This window comes from Rubrivirga sp. SAORIC476, from assembly GCF_002283555.1.
Lineage (GTDB): Bacteria > Bacteroidota > Rhodothermia > Rhodothermales > Rubricoccaceae > Rubrivirga.
Window position 1 is genome coordinate 289,758 of record NZ_MVOI01000003.1, and the last position, 14,178, is coordinate 303,935.

At 70.0% G+C, this 14,178-nt stretch carries 10 protein-coding genes and 1 riboswitch; of the genes, 8 read left to right on the plus strand and 2 right to left on the minus strand.

Features of this window, described 5'->3' with window-relative positions; all coding sequences use genetic code 11:
• The first annotated feature begins 37 nt into the window (after positions 1-37).
• Positions 38-682: an SMI1/KNR4 family protein gene (locus B1759_RS03075; protein WP_158225101.1), complete on the plus strand. Its 645-nt coding sequence runs from the start codon at positions 38-40 to the stop codon at positions 680-682.
• Positions 683-752: 70 nt separating this feature from the next.
• Here B1759_RS03075 and B1759_RS03080 read toward each other — a convergent pair whose 3' ends face one another.
• The gene (locus B1759_RS03080) at positions 753-1,601 is read right to left on the minus strand and encodes a DNA/RNA non-specific endonuclease (RefSeq protein ID WP_095513569.1); all 849 of its coding nucleotides are present in this window, start codon (positions 1,599-1,601) and stop codon (positions 753-755) included.
• A 255-nt stretch (positions 1,602-1,856) separates the two neighbouring features.
• On the opposite strand from B1759_RS03080, the gene B1759_RS03085 reads away from it, so the two are divergent.
• The 6 genes from B1759_RS03085 to B1759_RS03110 all read left to right on the plus strand — a co-directional run bounded on the left by B1759_RS03085 (position 1,857) and on the right by B1759_RS03110 (position 12,468).
• Positions 1,857-3,002 (plus strand): glutamate--cysteine ligase, encoded by a 1,146-nt coding sequence (locus B1759_RS03085; RefSeq protein ID WP_095513570.1) that lies wholly within the window; start codon positions 1,857-1,859, stop codon positions 3,000-3,002.
• A 96-nt stretch (positions 3,003-3,098) separates the two neighbouring features.
• Positions 3,099-4,319, plus strand: a complete 1,221-nt coding sequence (locus tag B1759_RS03090; RefSeq protein WP_158225102.1) for a M20 family metallopeptidase — start codon at positions 3,099-3,101, stop codon at positions 4,317-4,319.
• Between the two features lie 88 nt (positions 4,320-4,407).
• Complete coding sequence (locus B1759_RS03095) at positions 4,408-4,932, plus strand: hypothetical protein (RefSeq protein WP_095513572.1); 525 nt, start codon at positions 4,408-4,410, stop codon at positions 4,930-4,932.
• Positions 4,933-5,113: 181 nt separating this feature from the next.
• Positions 5,114-9,238 (plus strand): lamin tail domain-containing protein, encoded by a 4,125-nt coding sequence (locus B1759_RS20420; RefSeq protein WP_158225103.1) that lies wholly within the window; start codon positions 5,114-5,116, stop codon positions 9,236-9,238.
• Positions 9,239-9,440: 202 nt separating this feature from the next.
• A complete protein-coding gene (locus B1759_RS03105; RefSeq protein WP_095513574.1) occupies positions 9,441-9,845 on the plus strand; it encodes an iron-sulfur cluster assembly accessory protein in 405 nt (134 codons plus the stop codon).
• A 64-nt stretch (positions 9,846-9,909) separates the two neighbouring features.
• Positions 9,910-12,468, plus strand: a complete 2,559-nt coding sequence (locus tag B1759_RS03110; RefSeq protein WP_095513575.1) for an ATP-dependent Clp protease ATP-binding subunit — start codon at positions 9,910-9,912, stop codon at positions 12,466-12,468.
• 121 nt (positions 12,469-12,589) lie between these two features.
• Here the strand turns inward: B1759_RS03110 and B1759_RS03115 are convergent, their stop codons facing one another.
• The gene (locus B1759_RS03115; RefSeq protein WP_095513576.1) at positions 12,590-12,772 is read right to left on the minus strand and encodes a hypothetical protein; all 183 of its coding nucleotides are present in this window, start codon (positions 12,770-12,772) and stop codon (positions 12,590-12,592) included.
• 289 nt (positions 12,773-13,061) lie between these two features.
• A riboswitch (TPP riboswitch) is annotated at positions 13,062-13,167 on the plus strand.
• 70 nt (positions 13,168-13,237) lie between these two features.
• Between B1759_RS03115 and B1759_RS03120 the strand changes: the two genes are divergently transcribed.
• Positions 13,238-14,131 carry an ABC transporter substrate-binding protein gene (locus tag B1759_RS03120; protein WP_095513577.1) on the plus strand — a complete coding sequence of 298 codons (894 nt, stop codon included), beginning with the start codon at positions 13,238-13,240 and terminating at the stop codon, positions 14,129-14,131.
• The last annotated feature ends 47 nt before the right edge of the window (positions 14,132-14,178 follow it).

Here is a 14,178-nt window from a genome sequence, read left to right on the forward strand (position 1 = left end):
CCGACGTACTCTCGCGTCGGCCCTTCCCCTCCCCTCTGTGCTGCCTCCCTCTCCTGCCGACGCCTGGGCCCACCTCGACGCCTTCCTCGCCCAGCACGTCCCGGCCCTCGCCGCCGACCTCGCCGCCCCGGTGTCCGAGGCAGCCCTCCAGGTACTCGCGGACACCGTCGGGTCGACGACCACCGAGCCGTTCGCCGCGCTGTACCGTTTCCACGACGGCCAGCAGTCCCCGACGCCGGGCCTCTTCTTTGGCCTCCAGTTTCTCTCCTCGGCGGAGGCGGCCCAGGAGTTGGAGCGGTGGGCCGAGCAGCTCCGCGACGACCCGGCGCTCGTGACCGACATCGAGGCGTCCGCCGTCCCCGAGGGCACCGTCCGCGCGGTCTACGCGTCGGACCGCTGGGTCCCGTTCGCCAGCGACGGCGCGGGCAACCACCTCGCCATTGACCTGGACCCGGGCCCGGACGGGACGCCGGGCCAGGTCATCAGCTTCGGCGTCGACGAAGCCACGCGGTTCCTCCTCGCCCCGTCCGCGGCCGCGTTCGTCGGCTGGTGCGCCCACCAGTGTGCCGACGGTCACGCCGAGGTCGCCCCCGACCCCGACGCGCCCGGCGGGCTGGGAATCCGCCTCCGTGGCGGACGCACGCTCCTCGACGCGCTACCGAGCCTGTTCGGGACCAAGTGAGCGCGGCGTGGGACGTGTCACGTGATGCGCGACCGGCACGCGACACGCCACTTGCAACACCCACCGTGGCCTAATAGCAGCCCTTGCCCTGGAGCCACGACACCATGCTGGTCGCCTGCGCGGTGCCGTTGGAGCCGCCGCCCGCCACGTTGGTGAAGTCGGCGCTCTTCCAGACCCCGCCGATCTTGACGTCGGCGTGAAACTGGCTGGGCGTGAGGGTGGTCGCGTCCGAGTAGTCCACGTCGACGTGGTACTCGACGGCGCCACTGCCGAGGCGCGAGCACTTGGCGACCGCGTCCTCGATCCGCTTCCAGTTGCCGCGGTTGAAGTTGTACTGCTGAGGGACGAGGTTCGCCCGTCCGCCCCAGCCGCCGAGCTGCGAGCCGATCAGGTGGCCGCCGTCGTACGAGCTCGCCGGGCTGGCCCAGTTGCCGACGTTCGTCTGGCACGTGGTCTGCCGCGCCGCCGTCGTCACCGGGCCGAGGCTCTTGAACGCCGTCGCCGGCCGACCCCGTGAGTCGATGTAGTGATCCTCCGCGCCCCCTGCCCCGACGAGTCGGAACCACTTGACCCGGTCGCTGGTGGGGAATGTCTGCGGGCAGGCGGTGATGTCCTGGTAGCGGGCGGTCTCGGCGCTGGCCGCCACATCCACGATCTCGAACGCGATGCCGTAGCGGCCGAGCGTGGCCGCGAGTTCCTCGTCTGAGGCCCGGGCGCGGAAGTCGGCCAGCCCGTCGATGCCGCCGTGGTCGGCGAGGAGGCGCGCGTAGGCGGAGTCGGAGGGCGCCACGGCGCGCTCAGGACCGGTCGGGGCGACAGTGTGGGTGTCGCAGGCCGAGAGACCGACGAGAACGAAGAGACCGACGGCGATCCAACGGCCCGCGAGGGCCGCGTGGCGCGGGGAGGAGGAAGACCGCATTCGATGGAGAGGGGGTGAAGGAGCGCGAGGGTACCACCGCGCGGCGGCGTCGGACTGTGACCGATGGATCACCATCGATAGGCGCTCGCTCCCGGGCGCCTCTCCGCCTCGGTGCCGAGGCGGGCGATAGCGGCGGGAGGACTGGCCAGGCGCACCGGGGCCAATTCGCGCTGCGCCGCGCCGACGGGATGCTCCAGACCGTTTGCCATTCCTTCACACGGGCGGTTTCTTCCCGTTCGCCCTCACCCCCGCTCGATGGACCTCTCCGCGGCCGACGCCCTGGCCCCGATCCCTTTCACCTCATCCCCGAAGCCGACCCTCGGCGTCGAGATCGAACTCCAGATCGTCGACCCCGTCACGTTCAACCTCAAGCAGGGCTCGGTGGCGCTCCTGGACCGCCTCGGGCACGACCACCCCAAGGTCAAGCAGGAGCTGACGCAGTCCACCATCGAGGTCATCACCGGCATCTGCGACAACGTGGAAGGGGCCGTGGACGACCTCCGTGGCTCCCTCCGGGAGGTCTTCACCGCGGGCGACGATCTCGGACTGACCTTCTCCGGCGCCGGCACCCACCCGTTCGGGCAGTGGCGCGACCAGAAGATCTTCCCCAACGACCGCTACCAGGCCCTCGTCGACAAGATCCAGTGGCCTGCGCGGCGGCTGCTGATCTACGGCCTCCACGTCCACGTGGGGCTGTCGTCGGGCGAGAAGGCCATCGCCGTGTCGAACGCGCTGGCGAGCTACCTGCCCCACCTGCTGGCGCTCTCGGCGTCGTCTCCGTTCGTCGACTTCGAGGACACCGGGCTGGCGAGCACACGGTCGAAGATCTTCGAGGGCATGCCGACGGCCGGGCTCCCGTACCGGCTCGCTAACTACGGCGAGTTCCAGCAGTTCATGAACACGCTGGTCCGCGCGAAGGCCATCGAGTCGATCCGCGAGATCTGGTGGGACATCCGCCCGCACCCGGGTTTCGGGACGCTGGAGATCCGCATCTGCGACACGCCCTCCACGCTGACCGAGCTGGCGTCGCTGGTGGCACTGGTGCAGTGCCTCGTCGTGGCCCTGGGCGACCGCTACGAGAACGGCGCGCCGCTGAACATTCTGAACCCCTGGATCCTGCGCGAGAACAAGTGGCGGGCGGTCCGCCACGGGCTGGACGCGGACGTGATCTGCGACAACGATGGCGACCACGCCGCGCTCCGCGCCCAGATTCCCGACCTGATCGCTCGCCTGGAGCCGGTCGCCGAACGCCTCGGCTGCCTCGACGAGCTGCGCGGCCTCCACACGACGCTCGACGGTGGCGCCTCCTACGAGCGCCAGCGCCGCACCTTCGAACAGACGAAGCGCCTCCCGGACGTGGTCGCCAGCATCGCGGCCGAGCTGCGCGAGAGCGTCGGCTGACGGCGTCGGTCGGCACGCCGTTGGCTCGTGCGATGAACGAAGCCCCGCCGACCGACGTTGGCAGGATCCGATCTCTTCCCGTCTCCCTCGATACCGTTGATCGCCGACGCGCCCCTCGCCTCTCCCGCCGACCTGCCCGCCCCCGACCCCGCCTTTCGAGCCGACCTCGTCGCCCTCCGGCGCGAGCTGCACCAGCACCCGGAACTCGGCTTTCAGGAACACCGGACCGCGCAGCGTCTCCGCGACTGGCTGACCGAGCGCGGCTTCGAGCCGTCCGCCCCGATGGCGGGCACGGGCTTCGTGGTCGACATCCACGGTGACCGGCCAGGGCCGATGGTAGCCTACCGCGCCGACATGGACGCGCTGCCGATCCACGAGGCGACCGACGCGCCCTACCGCTCGTTGACGCCGGGCGCGATGCACGCCTGCGGCCACGACGCCCACATGACGGTGGCCTGCGGCGTGGCCGTGCTGGCGCGAGAGCGCCGCGCCGAGTTCGCCGGGACAGTCCGCGTGCTGTTCCAGCCCGCCGAGGAGGTCTCGCCCTCGGGCGCCCCGGCGATGATCCAGGCGGGCGCGCTCAGCGGCGTCGAGGCGATTTATGCGATCCACATGGACCCGTCGCAGGCCGTCGGCCGGTTCGGATTCCGCGTGGGGTCGTTGACGGCGGCGTGCGCGCCGTTTCGAGTCACGGTCCGCAGCGAGCGGTCCGGGCATTCTGCGCGCCCCCACGAGGCCGTCGACACGGTGTGGGTGGCGTCGCAGATCGCCAACGAACTCTACCAGTTGCCCGGCCGCGTGACCGACGCCCGGAAGGCGGCCGTGCTCACGATCTGCCGCTTCCGCGGCGGCGACGCGCTCAACGTGATCCCGTCGGAGGTCGAGTTCGGGGGCACGCTCCGCTGCGTCGATGGCGAGACGCTGGGCTTCCTCCGCGAGAAGATCCGCCGCGTCGCAGGCGCCCTCGGCGCCGCGTACAAGGCCGACGTAGACGTGGACTTCGACATCACGCTCCCGGCGGTCGTCAACACGACCGAGGAGGTGCGTCGCGCCACCGAGGCGGCCACCGACCTGTTCGGCCCCGAGGCGGCCATGCCGATCCAGCTGCCCAGCATGGGCGGCGAGGACTTCGCGTACTACCTCCAGGAGATCCCTGGCTGCATGGTGCGCGTCGGCTCGGCGAGCGGGCCCGACACGCGCTACCCGCTCCACCACGCCCGCTTCGACCTGGACGAGGGCGCCCTCCCGATGGCCGCTCGACTCATGGCGGAGGTGTGCCACAGACACCTGAACGATTCGTCGAGCCGGAGGTCGTGACACATATGATGCACCGGTACTATAGCTCGGGATCGAGGGTGGGTAATTAGGGGGCGGCTCACGCCACCATCCCACCTCCCCCCGTCTCATGATCTCTCGCATTCCTGCGCTGCTCGCATCGGCCGCGCTCATCGTCTCGCTCGCTGCCTGCGACTCGTTCACCCCCGACTCGGGCGGGGTAGCGTCATCAGACATCGGCATGAACGATTGCCTCCCCTACCTCACCGCCTCGGGCGCCTCCATCGACACCGGCTGTGGCGGTGGCGGCGGCGGCGGCACTGGCGGCGGCGGCACGACCACCACGCAGTACCGGATGACCCACGGCGCCAGCCGTAGCTACATCGGCATGTTCGGCAGCCTCCCTGCCTACAAGTACCAGCTCTGGACCAAGCACGAGGTGTTCCGCAACGGCAAGTGGGAGCGCACGGACGGCCGCAACAATGGGGTTGTCTGCCGCTACGTGGCCAACGGCCAGATCCGGGACCAGGACATCGAGAACAACGCAAGCATGACCACCTTGACGTTCTCGGAGCCCGGCGGCATCCCATTCCTCTGCGAGCACTCCACGACCTCACCGAACGGACAGGTCCACACGGCGACGTCCTACCTCTAGGTCGCATCGGATTCCTGCGCGCGGGCGCGGCGGACCTACCGGGTCTGCCGTGCCCGCGCCGTTTTTGGAAGCCCTGCAGTTCAGTTGCCGATGCCCAGCGCCTCAGATGCCGAGGCCGGCACGCTCGGTAGGGCCTCATCGCTCGGTTCACCCTAGATTCCAGTGGCTTTTCCTCCGTCCGATGCGCTGGACCGCCCTCCTCCTCTGCCTCGCGGCGGCAACGGCCGCCGCTCAGACGCCTGCGCCGGGCGACCTCGTGATCAACGAGGTGATGTACGACCCGCCGTCGCCCCAGCCGTCGAGCACCGAGTGGGTCGAGATCCTCAACACGACCACCGGCCCCCTCGACCTCGGCGGTCTCGCAGTCGCGGACGCGAGCGCGACCTCGGACCCGGTCCCCGACGGCACCACGCTCGGAGCGGGCGCCTACGCCGTGCTGGTCCGCGACGGAGCCGGCTTCGCGGCCGCCTACCCTGGTGTCGCCTTCATCGAACTCGGCGGCTTCCCGGCGCTCAACAACTCCGGCGACCGGGCCGCCCTCGTCCTCGGCTCCGCCGAGGTGGACGCGGTGCCGTACACGCCCTCGTGGGGCGGCGCCGATGCGTCGCTCGAACGCCGCGACCCGAATGGCCCCAGCACATCGGCCGCCAACTTCGGGACCACGACCGATCCCGCGGGCGGCACGCCGGGCGCGCAGAACACGCTCTTCGCACCCGACGTGACGGGCCCGGTGCTGGTCGACGCTACGGCCTCCGAGGATGGCCGGGCGGTCACGGTGACCACCGACGAGCCCGTCGATGCGGCCTCGGTGACCGCGTCGGCGTTCTCGGTGAGCGATGGACCGACGGTCACGGCCGCCAGCTACGACGACGCAGCGCTGGCCGTCACGCTGACGCTCTCGGCCCCGCTCGCGCCGGGAACGTCCACCGTCACGGCGACGAACCTGCGAGACGCGATCGGCAACACGACCGCCTCCTCGTCGACCACAGTCCTCTACGACCCTGATCTGACCCCTCCGACGCTGCTGGCGGCCGAGGCGCAAGACGCCCAGTCGGTGCTCGTCACGTTCGACGAGGCCCTCGACCCGATCAGCGCCGAGACCGAGGCGAACTACGTCCTCGATCCGGGCGTGGGCTCGCCGGCAGAGGCGACGCTCCAGGGCGACGGGGCGAGCGTGCTCCTCACGCTGGCGGCTCCGCTCACCGGTCCGGCGGCGTACACGCTCACGGCTTCGGGCGTGGCGGATGCGGCCGGAAACACGAGCGGCAGCCAGAGCGCGGACTTCTTCTTCGGTGAGGGGGCGACGCCCGCCCCGTTCGACCTCGTCGTCAACGAGTTCCTGTACGACGAGCCCGCGACGGGCAACCCGGGCGAGTTCGTGGAACTCTTCAACCGGTCGGACCAGACGTTCGACCTGCGCGAGTTCAGCCTGAACGACAACACGGGGCCGGATGAGCCGATCACGACGGACCCGGTATTCGTCGGCCCCGGTGAGTACGCGGTGATCGTGGAGGACGCGGCGCTGTTCGCAGCCGTCTTCCCCGACGTGCCGTTCGTGGAGCAGTCCGCATGGAGCGCGCTCAACAACACCGGCGACGCCATCGTGCTCCGGTACCAGGGCGGCCTGATCGACTCGCTGACGTACTCGCCCAGTTGGGGCGGCGCGGACGCGAGCCTGGAGCGCAAGGACCCCGACGGGCCGTCGTCGGCGGCGTCCAACCACGCGACCACGACCGACCCGCGGGGCGGCACGCCGGGCGCCATCAACAGCCAGTTCGCCCCCGACGTGACCGGCCCGACGCTGGTCGCCGCCGTCGTCTCCGAGGACGGCCAGAGGGTCACGGTCGCCGTTGACGAGCCGCTCGACCCGACCTCGGTCATCCCCTCGGCGTTCGCGATCACCGGCGGCCCAGCCGTCACCGACGCCCTCTACGACGACGCAGAGCTTTCGGTCACGCTCTCCCTCTCCGCCCCCCTCGCGCCCGGCACCTCCACCGTCACCGCGAGCGGCCTGCGAGACCTCCTCGGCAACACGACCGCGTCCACCTCGACGACAGTCGACTACGACCCTGACCTGACGCCCCCGGCGCTCCTCACGGCCGAGGCCGTCGACGCGCAGACGGTCCGCGTGACGTTCGACGAGGCGCTCGACCCGGCGTCGGCCCAGACGCCGTCCAACTACGCCATCGACGGGGGCATCGGGGCGCCGATGCTGGCCGACCTGCAGGACGGCGGCACGACGGTGATCCTGGCGCTCTCCGCCCCGCTCACCGCACAGTCTGGGTATGCCCTGACGGTACAGGACGTGGCCGACGCCGCGGGCAACGCCATCGCCACCCAGACCGCGACCTTCTTCTTCGGCGAGGGCGACGCCGCCGAGCCGCGCGACCTCGTCATCAACGAATTCCTCTACGACGAGCCCTCGGCCGACAACCCCGGCGAGTTCGTGGAGGTGTTCAACCGAAGCGACAAGACGTTCGACCTGCGCGAGTTCACGCTGAACGACGGGACGGGTGAAGGTGAGCCGGTGACCGACCAGGCGGTGTTCGTCGGCCCTGGCGAGTTCGCGGTGATCGTGGAGGACGCGGCGCTGTTCGCGGCCGTCTTCCCCGGCGTGCCGTTCGTGGAGCAACCCGCGTGGAGCGCGCTCAACAACTCCGGCGACGCCGTCGTGCTGACGTACGAGGACACTGTGGTCGACTCGCTCTTCTACACGCCCGACTGGGGCGGCGGGGACGCGAGCCTGGAGCGCAAAGACCCCGAGGCCCCATCCGTCGCCGCCAACTTCGCGACCACGGCCGACCTGCGCGGCGGCACGCCGGGCACTCGCAACAGCCGGTTCGAGCCCGACGTGACCGGCCCGACGCTGGTCGCCGCCCTCGCCAGCGCAGACGGACGGCGCCTCCTGGTCACGCTCGACGAACCGGCCCAACCCGCCTCGGTGACGGCGTCAGCATTCTCGGTCGGCGGCGGCCCGGCGATTGCGACGGCGGTCTACACACCCGGGGCGGCGACCGTCCTGCTCGGCGTTGCCGATGGGCAGGCGCTGGCGGTCGGCACCTCCACCGTGACCGCGACGGGCCTGACCGACCTCGTCGGCAACACGACGGCCTCGACCTCGGTGGAGGTGACACGGGCGGAGGACACGACGGCGCCGTCGATCACGCGCGCCGCGCCGCAGGCGGCGACGGTCGTCCGCGTCCAGTTCAGCGAGCCGGTGACCGCCGAGACCGGTGCCGCGCCCAGCACCTACGCGCTCACGGCGGAGGGGGCCGCGCCCGGCGTCGCCTCGATCGCCATCGTCGACACCGACGACATCTCGGGACAGACGGGCAGCCCCGGCGTGCTCTCGGTCGACCTCACGCTCGACGCGCCCCTCACGGATCGCGTGCTCACCACCCTCACGGCCACCGGACTCCGAGATCTCGCGGGCAACGTCGCCGGTCCGCTCACCGCGCGCCTGTTCTTCGGCACCGCCGACACGCCCGAGGCGGGCCAGATCGTGATCACCGAGGTCATGTACGACCCGGCGTCCGGCAGCGCCGGCGAGTACCTGGAACTGCTCAACACGACCGCCGACCGGCTGTTCGACCTGCGGGCGATCACCCTGGGCGACGCCGCCGACCCTGGCGACGCTCTCGCCGACGACGCGGCCGTGATCCTGCCCGGCGAGTATCTCGCCGTCGTCCGCGACGCGGAGGGCTTCCGCCTGGCGTTCCCCGAGGCGGCGTTCGTCGAGGGCGGCAGTGGAATCAGCCTGTCGAATGCGGGCGAGACGCTGGCGCTGTGGACGGACGGGACCGTGATCGAGTCGGTGACCTACGACCCGGACTGGCACCGCGTCGAGTTGGACGACGCGACGGGCCTCAGCCTGGAGCGCCGCGACCCCGCGAGGGCGCCGAACGAGGCTTCCAACTGGTCGTCCTCGCTCGCCGAGGCGGGCGGCACGCCGTCGGCCCCCAACTCGGTCGCGATCTCCGGGACGCCCGTCGAGCGCGAGGCCGGGCTCATCATCACGAGCCCTTTCGCGCCGACGCGCGGCGAGGCGTCACAGATCACGTACACCCTCTCGACCGAGGCCGCGCTCGTCCGCGCTCGGATCTACGATGGCGGCGGGCGGGCCGTCCGCGAGATCGAGGCGGGGCGCCTCAGCGGCACCACGGCGACTGTCACCTGGGACGGCACCGACGACGACCGGCGGCCCGTGCGCGCGGGCATCTACGTGGTGCTGGTCGAGGCGGTCGACGCCCAGGGCGGGACCTCGGAGGGACTGCGAGGGGTGGTCGTGCTGGCGCGACCCGAGTAGGAAGAGGACGCGACAGGCCGGGCGTTCTAGCTCCCAGATTGCGACGGCGCCCCCCTCTGCCCGCCCACCCGACCGTACCTTTCGACCGTTCAGGGCGGACGGGGACGGCTCGGCAGACGCACGCAGAATCCACCCCGCGGCCCGGCACGGACGGAACAGCACCGCCCGTTCCCGATTGGACGCCTCCCCCGCCCCCGGACCCATGAGCACGACCGCCACGTCCCCCACGCCGGCCCCCACCAGCGCGCCGCCGGCCCTGCCTCCCCCCGTTCGCCTGAGCGACCGCGCCACCACCGAGGTCCGCCGCATCGTCGCCAACAAGCAGATCCCGGCTCAGTTCGGGTTGCGCGTCGGCGTGAAAGGCGGCGGCTGTTCAGGCATGAGCTACGTGCTCGGCTTCGACAAGCAGCGCGAGCACGACCTCACGTTCGAACTCGACGCGGACCACGAGGCAGGCCCCATCACGGTGTTCATGGACAAGCGCCACGGACTCTACCTGATGGGCACCACCGTCGACTACCACGACGGCCTCGACGCGCGGGGCTTCGTGTTCGACAACCCCCAAGCGACTCAGACCTGCGGCTGCGGCTCTTCCTTCGCCGCCTAGCCATGCCGCCCGCCTCGGGACCGAGGCAGGCGGCCCCACGCGCTCCGGCGCCACCACCTTCATCATGGAAGGCAACTTCTCCAACCGCGTCCGCGACGTGATCTCGTACTCCCGTGAGGAGGCGATCCGCCTCGGACACGACTACATCGGGACCGAGCACTTGCTCCTGGGCATCATCCGGGAGGGCGAGGGGATCGCCGTCAAGATCCTCCGCAACCTCGGCTGCGACCTCTTCAAGCTGAAGAAGGCCGTCGAGGACACCGTCCGCAGCACGGGCGGCACGCTCACCGTCGGCAACATCCCGCTCACGAAGCAGGCCGAGAAGGTCCTGAAGATCACCTACCTGGAGGCGAAGCTCTACAAGAGCGACGTCATCGGGACCGAGCACCTTCTGCTGAGCCTGCTCCGCGACGATGAAAACGTCGCCGCGCAGATCCTCCAGCAGGCGTTCTCGGTGAGCTACGACGCCGTCCGCGCCGAGCTCGACTCCATTCTGAGCGGCAAAGCTTCCCCCCGTGCCGCGACCGACGAGCCGCCCACCGGCGGCGGGCGTGGGCGCTCGCGGGGCACCACCAAACGAGAGATGGCAGAGAAATCCAAAACCCCGGTCCTCGACAACTTCGGCCGCGACCTGACGTCGATGGCCGAGGAAGGCAAGCTCGACCCGATCGTCGGCCGCGAGACCGAGATCGAGCGCGTCGCGCAGGTGCTCTCGCGTCGCAAGAAGAACAACCCGGTGCTCATCGGCGAGCCCGGCGTCGGCAAGACGGCCATCGCCGAAGGGCTCGCGCTCCGCATCGTGCAGCGTAAGGTGTCCCGCGTCCTCTATGACAAGCGGATCGTGACGCTCGACCTCGCGGCTCTCGTGGCCGGCACGAAGTACCGCGGCCAGTTCGAGGAGCGGATGAAGGCCGTGATGACGGAGTTGGAGAAGAACCAGGACGTGATCCTGTTCATCGACGAGCTCCACACCCTCGTCGGCGCGGGCGGCGCGTCCGGCTCGCTCGACGCGTCCAACATGTTCAAGCCCGCCCTCGCGCGCGGCGAGATCCAGTGCGTTGGCGCGACCACGCTCGACGAGTACCGCCAGTACATCGAGAAGGACGGCGCCCTCGACCGGCGCTTCCAGAAGATCCTCGTCGACCCGGCCACCCCCGAGGAGGCCGTCGAGATCCTCACCCAGATCCAGGGCAAGTACGAGGAGCACCACAACGTCGCCTACGACGAGGGCACGATCGAGCTGATCGTGAAGCTCTCCGAGCGCTACATCACCGACCGGCACCTCCCGGACAAGGCGATCGACGTGCTGGATGAGGCGGGCGCGCGCGTTCACCTCGCCAACATCAAGGTGCCGCCGGAGGTGGTCGAGCTGGAAGAGGCCATCGAGGCCGTCAAGGAGGAGAAGAACCAGGTCGTAAAGTCCCAGAACTTCGAGAAGGCCGCCCAGCTCCGCGACCGCGAGAAGAAGCTCCAGGAGGAGCTCGAGAACGTCAAGGAGGAGTGGGAGCGCCAGGCGGAGGACGAGACCTACCCCGTCACCGAGACCGACATTTCGGCCGTCGTCGCGATGATGACCGGCGTGCCGGTCGACCGCGTCCAGACGACCGAGGGCGCCAAGCTGCTCAACATGGAGGAGGAGCTCAAGGGCAAGGTGATCGGGCAGGACGAGGCGCTGGTCAAGCTCTCGCGCTCGATCCGCCGGACCCGCGCCGGGCTCAAGGACCCGAAGCGGCCCATCGGCTCGTTCATCTTCCTCGGGCCGACCGGCGTCGGCAAGACGGAGCTGGCCAAGCGGCTGACCGAGTACCTCTTCGACAGCCAGGACGCGCTCATCCGGATCGACATGTCGGAGTACATGGAGAAGTTCTCCGTGTCGCGGCTGGTCGGTGCGCCTCCCGGCTACGTCGGCTACGAGGAGGGCGGGCAGTTGACCGAGAAGGTCCGCCGCAAGCCCTACTCGGTGATCCTGCTCGACGAGATCGAGAAGGCGCACCCGGACGTGTTCAACATCCTGCTCCAGGTGCTGGACGACGGCATCCTGACCGACGGCCTCGGCCGCCGCGTGGACTTCCGGAACACGATCATCATCATGACCTCGAACATCGGGGCGCGCGACATCAAGAACCTCGGCAAGGGCATCGGCTTCTCGCTCTCCGAGGAGACGTTCGACTACTCGAAGATGAAGTCGACCGTCGAGGACGCACTCAAGAAGGTCTTCAACCCGGAGTTCCTCAACCGGATCGACGACGTGATCGTCTTCCACTCTCTGGAGAAGGCCCACATCCTGCAGATCATCGACGTGATGCAGGAGGACCTCTTCGCACGGGTCAACGAGCTCGGCATCGACATCGAGCTGTCGCAGGCGGCCAAGGAGTTCCTCGTGGACAAGGGCTTCGACCCGCAGTTCGGCGCGCGTCCGCTACGGCGCGCGATCCAGAAGTACGTCGAGGACCCGATGGCAGAGGCCATCCTCACCAGCGACCTCCAGGAGGGCGCAAAGATCTCCGTCGATCACAAGGCGGGCGATGAGGAACTGTCGTTCAAGACGAAGAAGGCTCGCAAGAAGAAGGAGACGGCCCCCGACGAGGAGCCCGAGGCAGAGGCCCCGGCTACGGAGGAGTAGCGCTCGCTCCGCGTTTCTGATTCCGCCCGCCTCGGCATTGCGTCCGAGGCGGGCGGTCTCGTTTCGGCGGGCGAGGGTCTACGGCGCCTCGCCGACCGTGCGACCTGGCCGTTCGTCTCGGTCAGGCGTCCTCGTCGTCGGCCTCGTAGGCCTCGGCGCCCACGCTGCCTTCGGTGTAGCCGGGGGCGTCGCTGGCGGGGAAGGTCTCGTAGAGCGCCTCGTCTACCTCGCTGGTCGGATCGATGGTGTCGTCGACGTCGTCGGGATCAGGGCGGTCGGCGGGGGTGTCGTTGGGAGGGGTCATGGGAGCGGTAGAAGGAGCAGAAGGGGACAGGAACGTACGCTGAGCCTGCATCCAACATTTCCCCATCTGCCGCTCAGGGGGCGACGGAGTCGCCCCCTCCCTTCTCGCTCTCGATACTGTCCGTCGTCACGGCACAGCCCTCCGGCACACCGGGGAGGCGGGGCCTGTCCCGGGCGTCAGCGGCCGGGGCGAAGGCCGTGAACCTGGACGCCCCGAGCAGGCGACTGACCTCGGTGACGACGGAGTTTGCTGGAGGCTCCTGCCGAGGCCGCGACCGGTTTACCTTGCCTGCGGAAGCCAGGGGTGCCGCCCTCCTCTCGGAGATCGCGGCTGAGACAGACCCTCCGCACCTGATCCGGCTCGCACCGGCGTAGGGAGAGCTTCCGGCACGTCGGCCTCGGTCCCCCACGGACGCACCGAGGCGGGCGCTCCCGGCTTCCAGACCCTTCACTTCTGGACAGCACGATGACGCGCCTTCGACTCGGCCTCGAGTGGTTCCTCAACCCGGACCACGCCCCCCTCCTCCTCGCCCGCGACCGCGGCTGGTTCGCCGACGAAGGCCTGGAGGTCGCACTGATCGAGCCCGAGGAGCACCTCGACGCCGTCGAGGCCATCGAACGCGGGGAGATGGACTGCGCGGTGACCGAGCCGCTACACCTCGTCGAGGACCGCGCCAAGGGCGAGATGTGCGTCGGCTTCGCGCGCTTCCTCCACACGAACGGCGGCGTGATGGCGAAGGCGTCCATCGAGCGCCCGCGGGACATGGCCGGAACGCGGATCCAGTATCCGGGCGCGCCGGGCAAGGGCGGACCCGCGATCGTCGCCACGATGGTCGAGGCGGACGGCGGGCCGACGGGGACGGAGGACGGCTACGGCCGCGTCAACAACTCGTTCTACCACACCGACGCGCTCGCCGAGGACAAGGCGGACGTGGCGACGCTGGTGTTCCACAACTTCGAGATCGTCGAGGCCACGCATCGCGGCCTCGACGTACGGATGTTCGCGCTCAAGGACTGGGGCGTGCCCGACTTCTGCCAGCTCGTGCTCATCACACACCCCGACAAGCTGGCCGCCGAGCGCGAGACGTTCCAGAAGCTGGTGCGGGTGCTCCGCCGCGGCGTCGACGCGGTCAAGCAGGAGCCCGACGCCGCCCGCGAGGCCTACTTCCGCCTCACCGGGTCCGACCCCGAGGACGCCCTCACGCGCGCCATCTACGACGCCACCGTCCCCTGCTTCACGCACGACTTCTCGATGTCGGCCGACTACTACCGCCAGCTCGAAGGCTGGATGGCCGAGCGCGGCCTGATTGACGCCACGCCCGGCGCCGACGTGTACTGGACCAACGACCTCGCCCTGTAAGCCCCTCCGGGGCGGTACGGGGTACAGGATACCCGGTACCGCCACCG

Excerpts from the sequence above, each read along its gene's own strand:
- B1759_RS20420 (WP_158225103.1), top strand. The coding sequence starts at position 5,114 with ATGCGCTGGACCGCCCTCCTCCTCTGCCTCGCGGCGGCAACGGCCGCC.
- B1759_RS03095 (WP_095513572.1), top strand. The coding sequence starts at position 4,408 with ATGATCTCTCGCATTCCTGCGCTGCTCGCATCGGCCGCGCTCATCGTC.
- B1759_RS03080 (WP_095513569.1), bottom strand. The coding sequence starts at position 1,601 with ATGCGGTCTTCCTCCTCCCCGCGCCACGCGGCCCTCGCGGGCCGTTGG.
- B1759_RS03110 (WP_095513575.1), top strand. The coding sequence starts at position 9,910 with ATGGAAGGCAACTTCTCCAACCGCGTCCGCGACGTGATCTCGTACTCC.
- B1759_RS03105 (WP_095513574.1), top strand. The coding sequence starts at position 9,441 with ATGAGCACGACCGCCACGTCCCCCACGCCGGCCCCCACCAGCGCGCCG.
- B1759_RS03120 (WP_095513577.1), top strand. The coding sequence starts at position 13,238 with ATGACGCGCCTTCGACTCGGCCTCGAGTGGTTCCTCAACCCGGACCAC.
- B1759_RS03085 (WP_095513570.1), top strand. The coding sequence starts at position 1,857 with ATGGACCTCTCCGCGGCCGACGCCCTGGCCCCGATCCCTTTCACCTCA.
- B1759_RS03115 (WP_095513576.1), bottom strand. The coding sequence starts at position 12,772 with ATGACCCCTCCCAACGACACCCCCGCCGACCGCCCTGATCCCGACGAC.